This is a genomic window from Streptococcus sp. OMI870, from assembly GCF_047460295.1.
Lineage (GTDB): Bacteria > Bacillota > Bacilli > Lactobacillales > Streptococcaceae > Streptococcus.
Window position 1 is genome coordinate 1 of record NZ_JASHGM010000008.1, and the last position, 20,929, is coordinate 20,929.

The window sequence follows — 20,929 nt, forward strand, 5'->3', positions numbered from 1 at the left end:
ATCAAGTCCATAATTCGACAAAATTAGATAGTGAGACGACCAAGGAATTTTACGAAAACATTGACAAGTATATCGATCAAAAACTCTCTGAAAAAGATTCACAAAACGATCTCGTAAAAGAAAATGAAGCAGACAAGGATTGAGGACAATGAACTGAATCGGTTTTTACGCCGTGTTTTTCTTGTATCTTCCTCTTTCTTACTTATAGCAGGTTGTTTTTGCTTGAATAAGAAATAAATTAGAAGTTCTATCATCTAAGAAAAATGATGAAAAAAATCATTTAACTAATGGTGTGAACGTTTAGTGTTTATCAGCTCCATTCTCTGTAATTTTGGGGGTAAAATCCACACCATTTAGATAAAATTAGTTGAATTTGATTGGAAAAACGCTTTTATAAAAGCGGAGAAAAGTCTTGATATTACGCTGTTTTTAGTCCAACTGAAATTCATACTTTCCAAACCAGGTCTTAAGAAAGCTCGTAAAGCTAGCCAGTTCTCTAAACGTTAATTCGTTGCTGGACAGCAGAATACAAACGAAAACACTTTGCATATTGCAAGGTGTTTTTTCTATGAGAACCGGCGGTGCGCAATTAGGATAGCTCTAGCGACTTTAGTCGCATAGAGATATGCTATGCACAGTTGCCCCAAGAAAACAAGCGAAGCGATGTTTGATTGGATGGCAACCACTGCACTCAAAACGTTCTTCAAAAGAATGACTATACTTACAGAGAGCACCTTTCGGGGTGTTCTTTTTTATTAACACCTTGTAGATTTATAATTAGAAATCTCCTTGAAGGGTATCAGGTAAATGAAAAATTCGGCGATCATATCCTATTTCTTCGTACTTTAGTCTAATACCTATAATGTAAAAAACTCTAGCTATCAGGTAGTTGATAGTTAGAGTTTTTTTCTATTCATATGATTTAATGAGATGAAATAAGGCTTCTATTTCTGATGACAGTGTAGCCGATTTGAGATAAGCGTAATAAACTGTAAATGTTATCTGGTCCTCCGGTATTAGAGGGATTTTTATTAAATCATCATCTTCATCAGAAAGTGCGATATCAGCCAGTAAACTAACGCCAATCCCTTTCTTTAAGAGTTCTTTAATGATGACAACGTCGTCACTCTTAAAGAATATTTCTGCCTTGTTTTGATACTTTTGATTAAGTAGTTCAAAAGCTTTCAGGTGAACAAAGTGTTCGTCTAAAAGTATAAAGGATTGATCTACTAAATCCTCAAAAGTGAGGGAAGGAGCAGTAGCAAGAGGATGGTTCTTAGATAAAACGACATACAGTTCTTTATGAAAGAGTTCATGTGTCTCTATTGAAGGATGATTGAGTGGTTCAATCAAGCCGAGTAGGCTGGCATCAAGGTCTCCCTTGAGGAGAAGATTTAATAACTCTACGGAACCACCGCGGATAGGGCGTACCTTTTTTAAAAAATCGAATTTATCTTTTTCGTTTAAGGCAGCAAAGAGATACTGAATGATAATAGGAGGGAATCCTACAGTAGAGTATTGTGCAAGGAGCGATTAATTTCTTTGCGAGTAGAAATAACCTCAGATAAGATCTTTTCTGTATGCTTTAGAAGGATTTGCCCTTGAGGAGTTAATTTAAAGGAACGATGCGAGGGATCGTGGTGAATCAATTTGCAATTAAAAGATTCCTCTAAGCGCTTGATGGCATAAGAAATAGATGGTTGGCTGACTTTGTGTAGTTTTGCTACTTCCGTATAGGATTGGAGCTGACAGAGGTCATAAAAATATTGTAGATCTTTTAAATTCATATGGGCTCACTTTCATTAAATGGAGAAACATAAGTGGAAATCACCAGATAAATAAATTTTATCCGTATCCTACAATTTGACTATACGAGTATTCGCTGGTTAAAATGTAAGTGAGTCAGGAATCTCAAAGATTATCTAAGATACTTTCAAAAATGACCAACATCTTTTCTCGTTTATCAATAGGGAGCTGTTTAATCTTCATGTTGATTCTTTTGAGTGCAAGATTGTTGGTCTTATCAGAGGTTGATTCAAGGCTATCAAAATTGAAAAATTCCTCTGGGGTCATCTCTAGGGCGTCAATCACTTTTTCAAGACTGTGAATGGTCAGATTCACATTTTGGTTTTCGAGTTGGTTGATATACTTAAGCCCAAGTCCCGCTTGTTCCGAAAGTTCTTCCTGGCTCATTTTGTTTTGTGTTCGAAAATATTTCACTTTTTGGGAAATGTACTGTTGTAAATAGTTTTTAGTTGTCATATAAATAGAATACAAGTTTTGCATGACAAAAAAACACATTAAAAAGTACAAAGTATTGTTTAAGGTACTTATGTGATATTAATTTTAATCAGGATTGCCAATTTGTATGATTATTTTGCTATACTTGTAACTTTTAGTAAAGAGTGATCATCGAGAGTTTCATGAGTTCAGGACTTTATAAAATTTAACAACTTGAAATATCATCAATAATAGTGTTTTAAGTATAAAAGAGCTTATTAGAAAATTGTTCTCGTAGACTCATTATAACATATACGTACATAATCGTATTTTTTAAACGACAAAGTTTTCCAAACAATTCATTTAAGTAGTATAATAGAAGTAAAAAGGAGGTTGCACTATGACTGCACATGATATTTTAAACAATCCTTTCCTGAATAAGGGAACTGCTTTTACCTTAGAGGAGCGAAAGGAACTAGGCCTTGTTGGTTTACTGCCACCGTATGTTCAAACGATTGAAGAACAAGCGGCGCAAACTTATGCGCAAATGCAAACAAAAGCCAATGATTTGGAAAAGCGTCTTTTCCTAATGGAAATTTTTAATACCAACCGGACTCTTTTCTATTACCTCTTTTCTCAACATTTGGAGGAATTTAATCCAATTGTATACGATCCAACCATTGCAGATACCATTGAAGGCTATAGTGACCTCTTTATAGATCCCCAATATGCGGGATATCTTGATATCAATCATCCTGAAAATATTGAAGCCACTTTGAAAAATGCTGCTGGGGATCGCGAGATTCGTCTCATTGTTGTAACAGATGCAGAAGGAATCCTTGGAATCGGTGACTGGGGAACAAATGGTGTCGATATTTCTGTTGGGAAATTGATGGTCTATACGGGTGCTGCTGGAATTGATCCTTCTATGGTCCTTCCTTTAGTTATTGATGCAGGGACTAACCGTGAAGAACTTCGTAACAATCCTAATTACTTAGGAAATCGTCACGAACGGGTTCGCGGAGATCGTTACTACGACTTCATTGACCAATTTGTTCAAACAGCAGAACGTCTCTTTCCTAAACTCTACCTTCACTGGGAAGACTTCGGTCGCTTGAATGCAGCCAATATTCTTGAAAAATACCGGAAACAAATTCCAACTTTTAATGATGATATTCAAGGTACAGGAATCGTTACCTTAGGTGGTATCTTTGGTTCACTGGATATTAGTGGTGAAAAATTAACAGATCAAGTTTATCTCTGCTATGGTGGTGGTACTGCGGGTGCAGGAATTGCCTCTCGTGTTCTTCGTGAAATGGTGAGTGAAGGTCTTTCTGAAGAAGAAGCCTATAAACGTTTCTTTATGGTTGATAAACAAGGTCTTCTCTTTGATGACATGGATGACCTAACCCCTGAACAAAAACCGTTTGCTAAGAAACGTGCTGACTTTAGTAACGTAGACAAGTTGACTGACCTGCTTGAAGTAGTGAAGACTGTGAAGCCAACCATTCTTGTAGGAACTTCGACTCAACCTAATACCTTCACTAAAGAAATAGTAGAAGCTATGTGTGAAAATACAGAACGACCGATGATTTTCCCTTTGTCAAATCCAACCAAACTAGCAGAAGCTAGTGCCAAAGATTTGATCGAATGGTCAGATGGCAAAGCTTTTGTCGCAACAGGAATTCCTGCTGATACAGTTTCTTATAAAGGTGTCGACTATGTGATTGGTCAAGCCAATAATGCCTTGATTTACCCAGGTCTTGGTCTAGGTATGCTGGCTTCTGAATCAAGTCTTTTGACTGATGAAATGATTGGAGCAGCGGCTCATTCATTGAGTGGTATTGTCAATCCAGGCCAACCAGGAGCTCCTGTCTTGCCACCATTCAAGTATGTAGCAGATGTTTCTATTAAAGTAGCAGAAGCAGTCGCTAAAAAAGCACAAGAGCAAGGTCTTGCGCGTGCTAAGGAAACAGATATGGCCAAAGCAGTTCGTGATTTGAAGTGGTATCCAGAGTATAAATAATTCATTGCTGCTGTCTATCCTTCACTAGCGACAGATTTGTATGGGCTGTGGACTTAAGTAATTTAGAAAGGATACCTATGTCACTCTTTTTAACCTCGATTACGAGTATCATTCCGATTATCACTATCATTGTTTTGGGGTATATTCTTCAGGTGAAGGGATGGTTTGGAGATGACTTTGGACCTAACCTATCTCGTTTAATCATGAATGTAGCCTTGCCAGCGTCAATCTTTGTGTCGGTGATGAAATACCTAACACTAGATAAGCTAATCAGTCTTTCTGGAGGCCTCCTTTATACATTTGTGGCCTTTATCTTGGGCTATATCGTAGCTTATATTGCAGTTGTTGTTTTCAAGGTTCGTCCAGGACGGCGAGGAACCATGATGAATACCTTTGTGAATGCCAATACTATTTTTATTGGTTTACCTTTAAACGTTGCTCTTTTTGGGGATCAGGCTCTTCCTTATTTCTTAATTTACTATATTACCAACACGATTTCCACCTGGACATTGGGCGTGTATTTGATGACGAGTGACAGTAAATCGGGCCAAAGCAAGAAGACAAGTAAATTTGATTGGAAGAAATTGCTACCAGCTCCGCTTATAGGTTTTCTTGTGGCTCTACTATGTTTGATTCTTCGAATCTCTATTCCAGATTTCGCAACCAATACCTTAACCTATGTTGGAAATATCGTCACTCCCCTATCTCTGATTTATATTGGTATCGTTCTTGCAAAGGCAGGCTTGAAAACTATTACTTTTGATAAAGATACAATTGTCACTTTAGTTGGACGCTTTATCCTAGCTCCTCTAATCATGCTTCTTGTATTGAAGTTCTTTGCACCAAATATGGCCACAGTAGAATTTAAGACCTTTATGATTCAGTCCGCTACACCAGCTTTAGCTGTTCTTCCGATCCTTGCTAATCAGGGAAAAGGAGATGTGGAATTCTCTACGAATGTGGTGACTCTAAGTACGGTTCTATTTATCGTTGTTATTCCAATATTACAAACTTTGTTAGGATAAGAAGGAAGAGGATAGGATTGAAAGTTTTGCGTTAAGAAATTGCACTATTATAGATACATCTATTCCTATTTCTTGAAATCAAAATCAGAAGAAACTCTTCTGACGGTTGCTATTGAGCGCTTTTGAGCTGTCCTAAAAGTCAGACTGTTCAAATCAGGTCTTAAGTAAGCTCGTAAAGCATCACAATTTAGTAAACGTTAAAACTTATTTATACTTATTGAAAGCATTTCGTATCAAAAATACGGGATGCTTTTCTGTTTGGCTTAAAGTTACAAATTGGCAATTATGTTATAATCATTAATATGGTTGCATGCAAAAAATGGTGGATAATCACTTGGAACGGAGGCAACTAATGAGAAATAAGGTTGCTAAAATAATTGCTATTGTAATAGTTTTTATATTTGGAGGTGCTTATATATATAATAAACTAACTAAGCCGAGTCTAGGCCCCAAAACAGCCAAACTCTATCAGCATGGCTTTCAACTTCTAGAAGAGCAACTAGGAACGTATATAAAAGAGTATTACTCAGGGGTTGAAAAGATTGAATTTTCCCCAATCTACGTTACCGAAGAAGGCTCAACATTCTCAAATATCTATGTGCGTCCAACTATATATGATAAGTATGGAAATAAAGCTACCTTGGGTACGCAAATAAAAAAATATGTTCCTAATAGTTTTGGGAATGAAGCAGATCTTGTTCTTGATTTTGATTGGAGTGGTAATGAAGTAATTGAGTTGTTAGATTCAGAAGATAATAGTATTGACGTCTCAAATGCTAAAGAACTTCCTGAAGAAGCTAAATTAACAGATGCAAAAAGTATAGATATAAATATTCAAATGTTAATAGAAGATGGTCAGTTAAAAGGAGTCGTGAAGGATGGTAAGGGGAGTCCGAATGCAGAAATTGTTTATAATGTTAACTTGAGTAAAGCGAACGAATGAAATGACTTTACCTGATCAAGAAATAAAAAAATCCAGTTCCATACTAAAAATAATATTAGAAAAAGTAAAGATGCAAGTCTGTCAATATTTTGAACACATTTTGAGATGAAAATTCAAAGGGTAAGAGAAAACAAAAAAGGAGATTCTTATGTGTATAGTTGACCAAGTTAAGAAAATAGCAACTTATATTTGTGAAGCTTTTGAAGACTGGGGTTTGGATGATCCTGTAGAGGAAGGATACCTGGAAGATTATCAGGAAATTTCTGGTGCATCTGAGGAGGAAATTCAGGAGTTTGAGAAGAGACTTGGAATTTCTCTCCCCGATGAACTGAAGGAAGTCTATCGCTACAAAAACGGCAGTAAATTCTTAGCAGTCTTACCCTGTGTGATTGACCAAAGAGAAATAGCTTTTTCTCTGATGAGTTTGCAGGAAATAGAAGCTGGGAAAAGATATTTTCAAAATAGGGATGCCCTGTTAACGGAATTTCCCGACTATTTTTCGAGCCAAGAAGTTGAAGAGATGCGTGATAGTAGAGTTAAACCCTATCTTTTTAATAAAAAATGGCTTCCTTTTGCGGAATATTGCGATTCTTGTTATCTCATGCTCGATTTTGATCCAGACCAGGAGGGGCAAGAAGGGCAGATTATTTGCTACATTCATGACCCTGATGAAATTATCTATGTGGCAAAAAGTTTTACGGAGTTGATTGAAGAGATAATGGAAGTGATTGTATAAAAGAGGGTAGTATGTTCCCCTGTTTAAAAAATATTGATTCAAATTTTATGAAATCAATCAGTAGATATCATTCTGAAAAACCTTGATATGACGCTGTTTTTAGTCCAATTGAAACCCATACTTTCCCAATTAGGTCTTAAGAAAGCAGGTAAAGCATCACAATTTAGTAAATGTTCTTCGAAAGAATTATGATACTTACAAAGAGCACCTTTCGGGGTGTTCTTTTTTATGCCTCCATACTAAATTGGTGCAATTGGCACAGTTGTTGTGACTTACAAATACGGCTGCAACCTGACAAAGTCAGTTGCCTCTATACCTTAATCAACACGATACTATCAATCTATACAGACACTCAAGAATTTTCTCTTGGCTGTCTTTTTTTGTCTAAAAAACTAAAATTTATCCCGTTATTTTTTTGATTTTAAGTATCCATTTCACCTCTATTTAGAAAAATATTAAATCAATCCTTATTCAGAATAATAATTTTGATCGCTATTATTTAAAAAAATGACAAAAATAATGATATTTTTGACTAATATAGTTGTCAAAAATAAAAAGATGTGTTACAATGTAATCAAGTCAAAGAAAGAAGACCTTAGATAGGGAGAAACTATGTGGGTATCGGTAATACTATCTTATTTAATGGCAAAGGAGGAAAGATCAAATTCTACTGTTTTTAGGTTATCTAAGCCAAGTGGTTGAGTTTGATGACAATGGTAAATATGAAGCTAAAAAATCGTTTAAAAGAGCTTCGCGCTCGTGATGGTTTAAACCAAACCGAGCTTGCAAAGCTAGCAGGTATATCGAGGCAGACCGTTAGTTTGCTAGAGCGTGATGAGTATACCCCCTCTATTATTATCGCCTTGAAAATCTCTCAGATATTTCATGAGCCAGTAGAGTCGGTATTTCGCCTAGAGGAGGAAGAATCATGAACAAATATAGAGTAATGTATTATCTTTGTATCATTGCCTTTGTAGCAAATGTTTCGATGATGATCGGGACCTTGCTGGGATTGATTCACATTTTAGACAGTAACTATTTTTTCTGGACTAGCTTGATTTTTAGTTTAGTATTTGAGCGGATAGAAAAGAAAGTAAAAGAAAGAGAAAAAGTATAAAAGGAGTAAGATTATGAAAGAGTTTTTGGCGGATTTTCAAGTAGATACCGAACACAAAGAAATTGCAGGGGTTTGTGCCGGTATAGCTAATTATTTCAAGGTAGACCCTCTGATGATTCGTGCACTGGCTTGTTTGCTTTTTCTATCTTCGATAGAAATTAGTCTTCTCACCGTTATAAGCTATGCTCTTTTAGCTGGCTGGATGGGGAGTGGATCTCTTGAAGAGGTCATCAAAAAATCAGGGTACAAGATCCTATTTTTCTATATAGTTTCCATTCTCCTGAATAGCTTTGGTGATCAAGTGTTAACAGCTACCTTTGGATTTGGTCATGCTCTGGTTCAAGGGCTACTTAGTTTATTTTAGAAAGAAGATGGAAAATGAAAAAGAAACATTTATTACTATTGTTAGGAAGTTTATTGTTGGGTGGTTTAATCGGAATGTTTGGTGTTGCCTTCACAAATCTTCATTTAAACATTTCTCAAGAGCAAGTACAGTTTGTTTTGACGACCTTCTTTTTCTGTCTGGGAATACTATCGACCATAGTAGCTCTTTATTTTATTATGAATAGTAGGAAAGCTTATGATAGCTACCTAGCAGAAGAAGATGATGAATTAAATGAGCTGGCTTATATCAAGATGTATCGCTCTCTAGATTATGGGACAGTTGCTTACAATGTTTTGCAAGTTAGTATGCTTTTCAGTTTGGTTACCGTGTTACCTAGTCATGATCTTCCGTTATCAGTTTTTCTCTTAGCGGTATTAACCATTCTTGTTGGAAGTTTCTGCGTCAAAACAACGAGCAAAATTCGTAATTACCAGATCTCTATTTTAGCCACACCAAAAGAGGTATTAGATTATCTAGAAACGTATGATGAGGGAGAAAAACAGGCGGAAATGGCAGAGGCTTATTTAATCTTGTTCAAACTCAATCAGCTAATCTTACCATCGGTCTATATCATCTTATTTGCCTTATCCATCATTCTTGGTGAAGTGCAGTTAGTTGGTGTCCTTATAACGGCTCTAATCCATCTCTATATTAATATTGCACAATTAAGAAAAACAAAACGATACTTTAAATAGCGTGGATTTATATGAATGGTGTCGAAAATGGAGGTGACGATGTTGAAAGGGATGAGTCAATCAAAATTTATTCTGTTTCAAGATAAAGCGATCACATAAAAACTGAAAAGATCGTAAAGCAGCACCATTTAGTAAACCTTTCTTTAAAAGAAAGACAATCGTTATAAGAGAGTGGGACAGAAATCGGCAATTCGTTAGAATTCGATTTCGTCGTCCCACCTCCGCACAGTTGAGTAGGGCTGTAAAAGCTGATGAAATCAGCGTAGTAGAGCCCACTCAACCACTGCGTCTTGCTCGACAATCCAAAGACAATTGAGAGGCTAGGACTTTTGTCCCAGCCTCTTTTTTCTATACCCAAGATGAATGAAAAAAACACCCTATCTTCCACAGTCAAACGTGACGGTAGAAAATAGAGTGATTCCAGAATGTTAAAAATTAGTTATCGTCTTTGTGAAGGATATTCTTCACGCCCTTGATAGCTCCTTCAACAGCTTCTTTTGCATCTTCAGCAACTTCTTTAGCTTTTGATGCAACTTTTTCAGCAACGCCTTCAGCTTCTGTTTTTGTGTCGCCGGTTACTTTACCGAGACCTTCCTTAACAGAACCTTTAACTTGGTTTAATTTATCTTCTAATGACATAGCGCCACCTCCGTTAAGTAAATAGTTTTTTAATCTGAATTGAAGACAGTTCATTTAAAAAATGAAAACTATTTAGTTCAGATTAATATAAGTATATACCCTCTGAAATGGAAAGTCAAATTTTCGCTACGGTATTCTAAATACAGGATCGCCTCCTGATCCGATTGCGAATGATGAGGAACCAATCAGTCAAGACATTCAGTTTTTAGATCAAAGATTTGAAATGAAAAGAGTAAAAAATAGGGCTGTCTCCATTGAAATAAGTGGTATAATGGTCATGAATGGACAGATTGCCAAGTTGTTTTTTGAAAAAGAGAAGATGAACATGAAAAGAATCCTCAAAACCTACCCCGTTGTCAGTACTTTGTCTTTAACTTGTTTGTTGCTAGGTCTTTTGACTTCCTTTTATGGGGATGCTATGTATGACCTGTTGGCCTTTCATTCGAAGCCAGTCTATGCTTGGCAATATGTCAGTGGGACCTTGATGCATGGCAGTAAAGGAGCCCCTGTCTGGTTTTTATGGGTCCATTTGATTTTAAATGGACTCATGGTCCTTCCTTTTGGTGGACTGTTAGAAAGGAAGAGAGGACCCAGGCAAGTCTTGATCGTTTTTGTGACGGCGACAACTCTCTCTTCCATCGTTTTTCATCTTTTAACGCAAGGGCAGGACATTCAGGCAACAGGGATCTCTGCTGTAGGCTATGCCTTTGTAATGGGAGGAATCCTGATCCTACCAAATATGTGGAAAGAGTATTCACTCTTCGTAAAACTGTTTTATCTATTCTTAGTTTTTCTATCTGGCCTCATGCTCTTACCGGCCATCACCGGCTGGATCTCGACTTGGCTGCACCTTTCAGGGATTGCCAGTTATCTATTGGTCTTTTTCGGAAGTAAAAGTCTGAAGAAGGCTCCTACCAATGAAGCTCGCTCTTAAGCGAGATTTTCATCCTGCTTCCTTGACTCTTCCTTCATTGCGCCGTATAATACTCTATATCAATGAAAAATCACCTTTTGTCATTGCGCAAAGGGTGATTTTATAAGTGTAAAAAGGAGACACAATGGGCTATATTTCTACAATTAAAACAGCTGTTCAGCTCTTTCCTTTCCTGGCCTTTTTGCTGACCTTGCCCTACATGATTTTGAATTACCGAAAATATGGCTCGGTCAATAAATTACGGGTGCTGATTTTCTATTCTTTTATGCTTTACTTGATGACGGTCTATCTCTTGGTGGTCTTGCCCCTGCCAGATCCAAGTAAGATCCATACCAGCTACTCGGAAATGATCAATCTGTATCCCTTTGCCTTTGTGGTGGATTTTTTCAAGGAGAGTCCCTTTGATCTGGCGCAGACAAGCACTTGGATTCAAGCCCTTAAGCATCCGACTTTTTATGTGCCCGCCTTTAATGTCCTGATGTTGATTCCTTTTGGGATGTATCTGCGCTATTATTTCAAGTGTGGTTTTAAGAAGACGATTTTCCTGACGGCCCTCTTTAGTCTTTTTTTGGAGCTGACCCAGTTGTCAGGTCTCTACTTTCTATATCCGGGCCCCTACCGCCTAGCAGATGTCGATGATATCATTCAAAATACCACTGGTGGTGGAGTGGGCTACCTGCTCGGTTGGTTTCTGGTTTGGTTACTGCCAACACGAGATGAAATAGACCAGCATTCTTTCCGAGTGGGGACGAGAGTATCTGGCTTTCGGATGGGTCTTGCTTTCTTGATCGACTTTGTGATGGTATCGATTCTCTACGCATTGATTGGGGGTTTAGGGACGATTCCTTATGTAGCGGTTTTGGCTCTTTACTTTAGCTTGCTTCCTTTGTGGCGGGGCAAAACCTTGGGAATGGCTTTGTTGAAATGTCGCTTGCATTTTGATAAGCAAAGATGGCTTCGCACCATTTGGAGGGGGATTCTAGTGGCGGGCTATTTCTACTTGATACCCCAAGGATTGTTCTATTTGATTTCACTCTTGAATCAGGATTTGACGAAAAATTCTCTCTTAACCTTATCCATGATCTTGTTGCTCTTCTTTGTGCTTTTATTGTACCTCATTCTCACTTTTGCCATCATCTTGCTCAGTCGTCGCTTTCCGTTTGACCGCCTGGCTGGAGCAACATATGAAAGTACGGTGCGCGTGAAGAAAGAGTTCTTAAGAGATGAAACTGAATAGTCGATAGAGAGGTTGGATGTAGATCCAGCCTTTATTTTTTAGATACGCGGAAAATATCCGAACGTTCCCAGTTGAGAAGGGCGATTTTAAGGGGATTATGCTACAATGAAAGCAAATAGATAGAATGGAGCAGTGAAATGAAAGCAATTATTACAGTCGTCGGAAAAGACCACAAAGGAATCGTAGCGGGTGTCGCAACAAAAATAGCAGAATTGGGACTTAATATTGATGATATCTCTCAAACGGTATTGGATGAGTACTTCACCATGATGGCAGTCGTGACATCGGATGAGAAAAAAGATTTCACCCAGCTTCGTTCAGAATTAGAAGAATTTGGTCAGTCTCTTCATGTCAAAATCAATATCCAGAGCGCAGCGATTTTTGATGCCATGCACAATTTGTAAGATAGGGGTGAGGATTTATGGACATTAAACAGGTAACAGAAACCATTGCTATGATTGAGGAGCAGAACTTTGATGTTCGAACCATCACCATGGGCATCTCCCTTCTGGATTGTATTGATCCAGATATTGATAAGGCGGCAGAAAAGGTCTACCAGAAGATTGTGACAAAGGCCAAGGACTTAGTAGCTGTTGGGGATGAGATTGCGGCAGAACTGGGAATTCCGATTGTGAATAAGCGGGTTTCAGTCACTCCGATTTCTATTATTGGGGCAGCAACCAATGCGACAGATTATGTGCCCTTTGCCAAGGCGTTGGATCGTGCGGCTAAAGAGATCGGAATTAACTTTATCGGTGGCTTCTCAGCCCTGGTTCAAAAAGGTTACCAAAAGGGGGATGAGATCCTGATCAATTCCATTCCTCGCGCCCTAGCAGAGACGGATTTTGTCTGCTCTTCGGTTAACATCGGTTCCACTAAGACAGGGATCAATATGACCGCTGTCCGAGACATGGGTCGTATTATTAAAGAAGCCTCCCAAGCGGATCCAATGGGACCAGGGAAACTGGTGGTCTTTGCCAATGCAGTAGAGGACAATCCTTTTATGGCGGGTGCCTTCCACGGTGTTGGTGAAGCGGATGTTGTCATCAACGTTGGGGTTTCCGGACCTGGTGTCGTCCAACGGGCGATTGAAAAAGTTCATGGTGCAAGCTTTGATGTCTTGGCTGAAACCGTTAAGAAGACAGCCTTCAAGATTACTCGTGTCGGGCAACTGGTTGGTCAAATGGCTAGTGAACGTCTCGGTGTTGAGTTTGGAATTGTGGATTTGTCTCTCGCGCCAACACCAGCTGTTGGGGATTCGGTTGCCCGTGTCCTTGAAGCCATGGGGCTTGAAGTAGTAGGAACCCACGGGACAACAGCAGCACTCGCTCTGCTCAATGACCAAGTGAAAAAAGGTGGTATCATGGCTTGTAACCAAGTCGGTGGTTTGTCAGGTGCCTTCATCCCGGTCTCAGAAGATGAGGGGATGATTGCGGCAGTCCAGTCAGGTCATATCAATCTGGAAAAATTGGAAGCCATGACAGCCATTTGCTCGGTCGGTCTGGATATGATTGCCATCCCAGCTGATACTCCAGCTACGACCATTGCGGCTATGATTGCCGATGAAGCAGCTATCGGAGTGATCAACCAAAAGACAACAGCCGTTCGGATCATTCCTTATGGAGAAGAAGGCGATATGTTAGAGCTTGGAGGACTTCTTGGCTCTGCTCCGGTAATGAAGGTCAACAAGGCTTCGTCAGCTGACTTTATTGTCCGTGGTGGTCAAATTCCGGCCCCGGTTCATAGCTTTAAAAACTAAGAGAAATCGAGTATAATAGAAGAAACGAATAGAAAAGTCTGTGATGATGAAACTCCAGACTTTTTTCTTACAAAAGGAGACAAGATGGCTAAAACAAGATTATTTGTGATTCGTCATGGGAGAACCATGTTTAATACCATCGGCCGTGCCCAAGGCTGGTCCGATACCCCTTTGACAGCAGAAGGAGAGAAAGGCATCCAGGCTCTAGGAATCGGCTTGCGTGAGTCTGGTTTAGAGTTTACTCGAGCCTACTCCAGTGATTCAGGTCGTGCCATTCAGACCATGGGGATCATTCTCGATGAATTGGGGTTGAAAGACCAGATCCCTTATCGCTTTGACAAACGGATTCGCGAATGGTCTTTTGGTAGTTTTGACGGCGCCTACGGTGGGGAACTCTTTCATGGTGTTGTACCGCGTGTGCTAGATGTAGAAGATTATAAGACCTTGAGCTTGAAAGACTTGGCGGAAGGGATCTGCCAGGTCGATACAGCTGGCTGGGCGGAACCTTGGGAAGTCTTGAAAGGACGGATCCTAGAAGGTTTTGAATCCATTGCCAAAGAAGTAGAAGAAAATGGTGGAGGCAATGCCTTGGTGGTCAGCCATAGTTGGACCATTCAGACCGTGGTCTGCTTAATTGAAGGTAAACCAAATCTCAATCTGCCTCTTTCAAACGGTAGTGTTACCCTTGTAGAATATGAAGATGGAGAATTGACGGTTAAGATTTTTGGAGATAGCAGTTACCGTGAAGTCGGTGAAGGCTTGCAAGAATCCTAGTCCATCCTGAAAGGCTGACCTTTTGGTCATGGCCTTTTCTTTCTCTCAAAACTTGTAAGAGCTTTCCTACTTTCTTTTTGCAAAAAATGATATAATGAAAGAGATACATACGGAGGTAATACAATGACAAAAACCAGATTATATATTGCTCGTCATGGAAAAACCATGTTTAATACCATCGGACGAGCACAGGGCTGGTCAGACACTCCGCTGACAGAAGCAGGAGAGCGTGGAATTAAAGAATTAGGACTTGGCCTTAAGGAAGCAGGTCTTTCTTTTAAGCAGGCTGTGTCGAGTGATTCTGGACGCACCATTCAAACCATGGGAATTGTTCTTCAGGAGCTTGGTTTGACAGGTCAGATTCCTTATCGCTATGATAAACGCATTCGTGAGTGGTGTTTTGGTAGCTTCGACGGTGCCTATGATGGCGAGCTCTTTATGGGGGTTTTACCCCGTGTTTTTAAGGTCGAGGATTTTCATCAGTTGAGCTTGATGGAGTTGGCAGAAGGGATTGTTGAAGTCGACACCACGGGTTGGGCTGAATCCTGGAGCGCCTTGAGTGGTCGGATCAAAGAAGGGTTTGAAGCTATCGCAAAAGAGGTGGAAGCAGCTGGTGGTGGCAATGCTATGGTGGTCAGTCATGGCATGACCATCAGTACCTTGATTTACCTGATTGATCCAAAAGCCTTTAAAGAATTGGTCTTAGATAATGGAAGTGTAACTGTTTTGGCTTATGAAGATGGAGCCTTTACTATCGAAAAAGTTGGGGATATGTCCTATCGTAAAGTTGGAGCAAAACTTCTAGAGGAAGGCCATGACGAATAAGTACAGACGCGCAAGAAAAAAACGCAAGAAATGGTGGCCCTATCTAGTGAGTTGCTTTCTTCTTGCGGCCCTTGGATCGGGGATTGGCGCCTATTTGGCGAAACCAAACCTGTTTTCAGGGCTCCAGTTTTGGAAGGCCAAAAAAACTGTCGTGACGACTCCGTCTTCTTCTAAGAAAAAGGAAGAAAAATCAGATCTGCCAGCCGTCTCGACAAAAGATTGGCAGTTGATCTTGGTCAATCGTGACAATGTGAAGCCTGAGCTGAACCCACAATTGACAGATGTGGATGCCATAAAAGTCGATAGTCGGATTGGAGATCCAACGCGTCAATTTTTGGAAGCAGCCCGAAAAATTGCCCCAGAAGAAACCTTGATATCGGGTTATCGGAGTGTAGCCGAACAAACCGAGCTCTATAATGAGCGTGTTGCTGAGTTAGAAGCGAGTGGTCTTTCACACGAAGAAGCTGAAAAACAGGTGCAGACTCAGGTGCAGGTCCCTGGTGCTAGTGAGCATCAGACAGGTCTTGCAATTGATATGAGCGTCGAAGCAGGTCAAAGTGATGAGTTAGGCTTGCAGCTGGCTGCCATTGCACCTCAATATGGTTTTGTTCTTCGCTATCCAGATGGCAAGAGCGATATTACAGGTGTGACTTTTGAGAATTGGCATTTCCGTTATGTTGGTGTAGAAAGTGCTCAGTATATGGCCAAACATCAGCTAGTATTAGAAGAATACATTCAATTACTGAAAAAGGCCGGAAAATAGTAGGACATACACTTTTCTAGGCCTTAAGAATGATTTTTAGCACTCTTGGAAAAAGAGTGCTAATTTTTTGGATTTTTTTCTTGACTTTCTCTTGAGAGGGTGTATAATAGAATCATAGTTTAGCACTCGGATGTGTAGAGTGCTAAAGATGAAAGAGAGGTGAGGTCATGGTTACAGAACGTCAAAATGAGATTCTCAATCTTGTCGTCGATATCTTTACCAAGACCCACGAACCGGTCGGTTCAAAAGCCCTGCAAGATGTCATTCAATCCAGTAGTGCCACCATCCGAAACGACATGGCTGCCCTCGAAAAGCAGGGCTTATTAGAAAAAGCCCACACTTCGAGTGGTCGAATGCCTAGCCGGGCTGGTTTTCAATATTTTGTTCAGAACTCGCTCGATCTGGAGCTGATTGATGAGCAAGATGTCTACCAGGTGGTGAAAGCCTTCGATTTCGAAGCCTTTAAGCTAGACGATATCTTGGATGCTACGGCTAAGTTACTAGCCCAGATGACGGGCTACACCGCAGTTATTCAGGATGTTGAGCCGACACGACAGCGCTTGACGGGTTTTGAGATTGTTCCCTTGTCCAACCACGATGCTTTGGCGGTATTGACCTTGGATGAATCAAAGCCTGTTACCGTACAATTTGCGATTCCAAAGAATTTCTTAACCAGTGACTTGGAAATCTTCCATCAGCTGGTTCAAGAACGCTTCATTGGAAATACGGTCTTGGATATCCACTACCGCTTGCGGACAGAGATTCCACAGATTGTCCAGCGCTATTTTAAGACGACAGACAATGTCTTGGATCTGTTTGATTACGTCTTCTCGCAACTGTTTCAAGAACTGGTCTTTGTAGAAGGAAAGGTTTCATCTTTAACCTACGCCGATCTTCAGACCTATCAGTTCTTGGATAATCCCCAACACGTAGCCTTGGAGTTGCGAGGGGGAATGCCAGAGGACCAAATGACCCAGATCCTGGTTGCGGAGTCCCAAGAGAAGGCTTTGAAAAATGTGACCGTGATTAGTCATAAATTCCTGGTTCCTTATCGTGGGATGGCCCTCATGCATGTGATTGGTCCCGTAGAGATGGATTACAGGCGTGTGATTAGCCTCGTCAATGTTATCGGACGGGTACTGGTCATGAAGTTAACGGACTACTACCGTTACCTCAACAGCAACCATTATGAAGTAAATTAAGACCAAATGAAAGGGGTGTATGCCTTGACAGAAGAAATCAAAAAAGAAGACGTGAAAGAAGAGGAAGTTGCCCAAACAACTGAAGAAGTTGTAGAGGAAAGCAAGCAACCTTCTGAATTAGAAGAAGCACAAGCGCGTGCCGAAGAATTTGAAAACAAATACCTTCGCGCTCATGCAGAAATGCAAAACATTCAGCGTCGTGCCAACGAAGAACGCCAACTTTTGCAACGCTATCGCAGCCAAGACTTGGCAAAAGCAATCTTGCCTTCGTTGGATAACTTAGAACGTGCCCTTGCCGTTGAAGGGTTGACAGATGATGTCAAAAAAGGACTAGAAATGGTGCAAGAAAGCTTGATTCATGCTCTGAAAGAAGAAGGGATCGAAGAAATTCCAGCCGACGGAGAATTTGACCATAATTACCACATGGCCATTCAAACCCTCCCAGCTGATGACGAACATCCAGCAGACACCATCGCACAAGTCTTCCAAAAAGGCTACAAACTCCACGACCGCATCCTACGCCCAGCAATGGTAGTTGTATACAACTAGGATACCTTGTCCGAAACGACACTAAACTATGAAAGAAAGATAAACAATGGTTCAGCTTCACCAATAGTACGCGAAGCGAACCAAAGGCGATACTCTTCGCCGTGGCGCTATTTGCACAAACTTTGAGACCTTAGGCTCAAAGTTTAGTCAAAGAGATTGACGAAGTCAAGCTCTGACGGCGTCGCCACTTAAGAAGAGTATCAAAAAGAAAAAAGAAGATAAATTTAAGGAGAAAAACATATGTCTAAAATTATCGGTATTGACTTAGGTACAACAAACTCAGCAGTTGCAGTTCTTGAAGGAACTGAATCAAAAATCATCGCAAACCCAGAAGGAAACCGCACAACCCCTTCTGTAGTTTCTTTCAAAAACGGTGAAATCATCGTTGGTGACGCTGCAAAACGTCAAGCAGTTACAAACCCAGATACAGTCATCTCTATCAAATCTAAGATGGGTACTTCTGAAAAAGTTTCTGCTAACGGGAAAGAATACACTCCACAAGAAATCTCAGCTATGATCCTTCAATACTTGAAAGGTTATGCTGAAGAATACCTTGGTGAAAAAGTAACGAAAGCAGTTATCACAGTTCCAGCTTACTTTAACGATGCTCAACGTCAAGCAACAAAAGACGCTGGTAAAATCGCTGGTCTTGAAGTAGAACGTATCGTCAACGAACCAACTGCAGCAGCTCTTGCTTACGGTTTGGACAAGACAGACAAAGAAGAAAAAATCTTGGTATTCGACCTTGGTGGTGGTACATTCGACGTATCTATCCTTGAATTGGGTGATGGTGTCTTTGATGTATTGGCAACTGCAGGGGATAACAAACTCGGTGGTGACGACTTTGACCAAAAAATCATCGACTACTTAGTAGCAGAATTCAAGAAAGAAAACGGCATCGACTTGTCAAACGACAAGATGGCTGTTCAACGTTTGAAAGATGCAGCTGAAAAAGCGAAGAAAGACCTTTCTGGTGTCACTTCAACACAAATCAGCTTGCCATTTATCACTGCTGGTGAAGCTGGACCTCTTCACTTGGAAATGACCTTGACTCGTGCTAAATTTGACGATTTGACTCGTGACCTCGTTGAACGTACAAAAACTCCAGTTCGCCAAGCCCTTTCAGATGCAGGTTTGAGCTTGTCAGAAATTGACGAAGTCATCCTTGTTGGTGGTTCAACTCGTATCCCTGCCGTTGTTGAAGCTGTTAAAGCTGAAACTGGTAAAGAACCAAACAAATCAGTGAACCCTGACGAAGTAGTGGCTATGGGTGCTGCCATCCAAGGTGGTGTGATCACTGGTGATGTGAAAGACGTTGTCCTTCTTGACGTAACGCCATTGTCACTTGGTATCGAAACAATGGGTGGAGTCTTTACAAAACTCATCGACCGCAACACTACGATTCCAACTTCTAAATCACAAGTCTTCTCAACTGCAGCAGACAACCAACCAGCCGTTGATATCCACGTTCTTCAAGGGGAACGCCCAATGGCAGCAGATAACAAGACTCTTGGACGCTTCCAATTGACAGATATCCCAGCTGCACCTCGTGGTATCCCACAAATCGAAGTAACGTTTGACATCGATAAGAACGGTATCGTATCTGTTAAGGCTAAAGACCTTGGAACTCAAAAAGAACAAACTATTGTGATCCAATCTAACTCAGGTTTGACAGACGAAGAAATCGACCGCATGATGAAAGATGCAGAAGCTAACGCTGAAGCAGATAAGAAACGTAAAGAAGAAGTAGACCTTCGTAACGAAGTAGACCAAGCTATCTTTGCGACTGAAAAGACAATCAAGGAAACTGAAGGCAAAGGTTTCGATGCAGAACGTGATGCTGCCCAAGCTGCCCTTGATGATCTTAAGAAAGCTCAAGAAGACAACAACTTGGACGAAATGAAAGCAAAACTTGAAGCATTGAACGAAAAAGCACAAGGACTTGCTGTGAAACTCTACGAACAAGCCGCGGCAGCGCAACAAGCCCAAGCAGGAGCAGAAGGCGCACAAGCAACAGGAAATGCAGGCGATGACGTCGTAGACGGAGAGTTTACGGAAAAATAAGATGCAAAGCCCGTTAAAACCTCACAGTGAAAATAGGAAATCTGACGCAGAAACTTTAGTTTCTAGAAAGATTTGTCTTTTTCACCAAGAGGTTAGGGCGTGCTCGATTTAATCCGAAACTCAATTCAGCCTTACTAGTTCTAAAAAAGTATAATCGACTTTGTCTTAGAATGTCGTAATGATAGGAAGAAATCCAGAGGTTGCAACCCAGCCTCTGTTTTTCGGTAAAATAGAGGATGTTGCGTATGAAAAAAGTACTTTGTTTGATTTATCCTAATTTTTCTCTTTATGAGATAACTGCTTTAACCAGTACTTTAGCTCTATCTTTTGACGTCACGATTGATTATGTCGCTTCAGATGATTCGATAGTAGTCTCTGAAGATGGATTGCCCTGTCAACCAACGAAAACACTAGATCAAATCCGTATAGAAGAGTATTCTTGTGTGATTTTGCCAGGAATGGTCAATATAGGTCCTGCTCTACAGGATGAGAAATTGATTTCGTTTTTGAGGGCTCTTGGTGAGCAAGAAGTCCTAATTGCAGCCATTTCTTCAGCGCCTCTTTTATTAGCGAAAGCAGGCTTGTTGAACGATACGAAATTTACAGGTGGAATTTGGCAAAACTTCTTTGATTATTTTGAATTTCTTCCACGTGAAAATTTCCAACCCAAACTGGTTGTGCAAGATAAACAAATCATTACGGCTATCGGTTTTGCACATCAAGAGTTTGCAAGAAAAGTGATTTTCGGTTTAGGGTTGGCAGAGAATACGGACAACTATTTTAAAGAACAGAACGACTATGCAACAGAGGATTTGATATTTACTCTATCAGACCAAGAGTTTGATCAAGTGAAGCAAAGTATAGAAAACATCCTCTAAATATGTAGGTAAAAATTACAGAAAGGAACAAAGAGTGTTCGGGGAATTGAACTCGAGCTCTGAAGTTTCTTACTCAATAACAATAGAAAGGAACAAAGAGTGTTCGCAACTGAACACGGGCTACGGACGGTGCCAAAAAGATAGTTTTTTCTAGGACG

At 40.2% G+C, this 20,929-nt stretch carries 21 protein-coding genes and 2 pseudogenes; 20 read left to right on the forward strand and 3 right to left on the reverse strand.

Annotated features, from left to right (window positions below):
* Positions 1-143, forward strand: a pseudogene (locus QM968_RS10150) (TIGR00341 family protein); the annotation flags it as partial.
* A gap of 766 nt (positions 144-909) precedes the next feature.
* Here QM968_RS10150 and QM968_RS10155 read toward each other — a convergent pair.
* Positions 910-1,787: pseudogene (locus QM968_RS10155) on the reverse strand (LysR family transcriptional regulator).
* Between the two features lie 124 nt (positions 1,788-1,911).
* Positions 1,912-2,262 (reverse strand): helix-turn-helix domain-containing protein, encoded by a 351-nt coding sequence (locus QM968_RS10160; RefSeq protein ID WP_155125238.1) that lies wholly within the window; start codon positions 2,260-2,262, stop codon positions 1,912-1,914.
* Positions 2,263-2,620: 358 nt separating this feature from the next.
* On the opposite strand from QM968_RS10160, the gene QM968_RS10165 reads away from it, so the two are divergent.
* The 8 genes from QM968_RS10165 to QM968_RS10200 all read left to right on the forward strand — a co-directional run bounded on the left by QM968_RS10165 (position 2,621) and on the right by QM968_RS10200 (position 9,147).
* Complete coding sequence (locus tag QM968_RS10165) at positions 2,621-4,246, forward strand: malolactic enzyme (RefSeq protein WP_414383831.1); 1,626 nt, start codon at positions 2,621-2,623, stop codon at positions 4,244-4,246.
* Between the two features lie 77 nt (positions 4,247-4,323).
* Positions 4,324-5,271, forward strand: a complete 948-nt coding sequence (locus QM968_RS10170; protein ID WP_414383834.1) for an AEC family transporter — start codon at positions 4,324-4,326, stop codon at positions 5,269-5,271.
* Between the two features lie 352 nt (positions 5,272-5,623).
* Complete coding sequence (locus tag QM968_RS10175; RefSeq protein ID WP_414383837.1) at positions 5,624-6,214, forward strand: hypothetical protein; 591 nt, start codon at positions 5,624-5,626, stop codon at positions 6,212-6,214.
* A 148-nt stretch (positions 6,215-6,362) separates the two neighbouring features.
* The gene (locus QM968_RS10180; RefSeq protein WP_414383840.1) at positions 6,363-6,950 is read left to right on the forward strand and encodes an SMI1/KNR4 family protein; all 588 of its coding nucleotides are present in this window, start codon (positions 6,363-6,365) and stop codon (positions 6,948-6,950) included.
* Positions 6,951-7,672: 722 nt separating this feature from the next.
* Entirely contained in the window at positions 7,673-7,882 is a 210-nt protein-coding gene (locus QM968_RS10185) for a helix-turn-helix transcriptional regulator (RefSeq protein ID WP_155125239.1), read from the forward strand.
* Positions 7,879-8,067, forward strand: coding sequence for a hypothetical protein (locus QM968_RS10190; RefSeq protein ID WP_414383843.1), 189 nt, complete (start codon positions 7,879-7,881; stop codon positions 8,065-8,067). Before QM968_RS10185 ends, QM968_RS10190 begins: the two co-directional genes overlap by 4 nt.
* 13 nt (positions 8,068-8,080) lie before the next feature.
* A complete protein-coding gene (locus QM968_RS10195) occupies positions 8,081-8,431 on the forward strand; it encodes a PspC domain-containing protein (RefSeq protein ID WP_031576104.1) in 351 nt (116 codons plus the stop codon).
* 14 nt (positions 8,432-8,445) lie between these two features.
* Complete coding sequence (locus tag QM968_RS10200; protein ID WP_414383846.1) at positions 8,446-9,147, forward strand: DUF3169 family protein; 702 nt, start codon at positions 8,446-8,448, stop codon at positions 9,145-9,147.
* Positions 9,148-9,582: 435 nt separating this feature from the next.
* Here QM968_RS10200 and QM968_RS10205 read toward each other — a convergent pair whose 3' ends face one another.
* On the reverse strand, positions 9,583-9,786 hold the full coding sequence (locus QM968_RS10205; protein WP_061564347.1) for a CsbD family protein: 204 nt from the start codon (positions 9,784-9,786) through the stop codon (positions 9,583-9,585).
* A 325-nt stretch (positions 9,787-10,111) separates the two neighbouring features.
* Between QM968_RS10205 and QM968_RS10210 the strand changes: the two genes are divergently transcribed.
* From QM968_RS10210 to QM968_RS10260, 11 genes are all read left to right on the forward strand, one after another.
* Entirely contained in the window at positions 10,112-10,720 is a 609-nt protein-coding gene (locus QM968_RS10210; protein WP_414326176.1) for a rhomboid family intramembrane serine protease, read from the forward strand.
* Positions 10,721-10,844: 124 nt separating this feature from the next.
* Positions 10,845-11,957, forward strand: coding sequence for a VanZ family protein (locus QM968_RS10215; protein WP_414383849.1), 1,113 nt, complete (start codon positions 10,845-10,847; stop codon positions 11,955-11,957).
* A 137-nt stretch (positions 11,958-12,094) separates the two neighbouring features.
* On the forward strand, positions 12,095-12,361 hold the full coding sequence (locus QM968_RS10220; protein ID WP_414383852.1) for an ACT domain-containing protein: 267 nt from the start codon (positions 12,095-12,097) through the stop codon (positions 12,359-12,361).
* A 17-nt stretch (positions 12,362-12,378) separates the two neighbouring features.
* Positions 12,379-13,716 (forward strand): PFL family protein, encoded by a 1,338-nt coding sequence (locus QM968_RS10225; RefSeq protein ID WP_414383855.1) that lies wholly within the window; start codon positions 12,379-12,381, stop codon positions 13,714-13,716.
* 84 nt (positions 13,717-13,800) lie between these two features.
* Positions 13,801-14,490, forward strand: a complete 690-nt coding sequence (locus QM968_RS10230; RefSeq protein ID WP_414383858.1) for a histidine phosphatase family protein — start codon at positions 13,801-13,803, stop codon at positions 14,488-14,490.
* A 123-nt stretch (positions 14,491-14,613) separates the two neighbouring features.
* Positions 14,614-15,315: a histidine phosphatase family protein gene (locus tag QM968_RS10235; RefSeq protein ID WP_414326167.1), complete on the forward strand. Its 702-nt coding sequence runs from the start codon at positions 14,614-14,616 to the stop codon at positions 15,313-15,315.
* Positions 15,305-16,078 (forward strand): M15 family metallopeptidase, encoded by a 774-nt coding sequence (locus QM968_RS10240; RefSeq protein ID WP_009732217.1) that lies wholly within the window; start codon positions 15,305-15,307, stop codon positions 16,076-16,078. The genes QM968_RS10235 and QM968_RS10240 overlap by 11 nt, the downstream gene beginning before the upstream one ends.
* A gap of 167 nt (positions 16,079-16,245) precedes the next feature.
* Positions 16,246-17,280: a heat-inducible transcriptional repressor HrcA gene (hrcA, locus tag QM968_RS10245; RefSeq protein WP_003004578.1), complete on the forward strand. Its 1,035-nt coding sequence runs from the start codon at positions 16,246-16,248 to the stop codon at positions 17,278-17,280.
* Between the two features lie 6 nt (positions 17,281-17,286).
* Positions 17,287-17,829 (forward strand): nucleotide exchange factor GrpE, encoded by a 543-nt coding sequence (gene grpE / locus QM968_RS10250; protein ID WP_414383861.1) that lies wholly within the window; start codon positions 17,287-17,289, stop codon positions 17,827-17,829.
* 240 nt (positions 17,830-18,069) lie between these two features.
* The gene (gene dnaK / locus QM968_RS10255; RefSeq protein ID WP_414383864.1) at positions 18,070-19,893 is read left to right on the forward strand and encodes a molecular chaperone DnaK; all 1,824 of its coding nucleotides are present in this window, start codon (positions 18,070-18,072) and stop codon (positions 19,891-19,893) included.
* A gap of 245 nt (positions 19,894-20,138) precedes the next feature.
* Positions 20,139-20,771 (forward strand): DJ-1/PfpI family protein, encoded by a 633-nt coding sequence (locus QM968_RS10260; RefSeq protein ID WP_414383867.1) that lies wholly within the window; start codon positions 20,139-20,141, stop codon positions 20,769-20,771.
* The last annotated feature ends 158 nt before the right edge of the window (positions 20,772-20,929 follow it).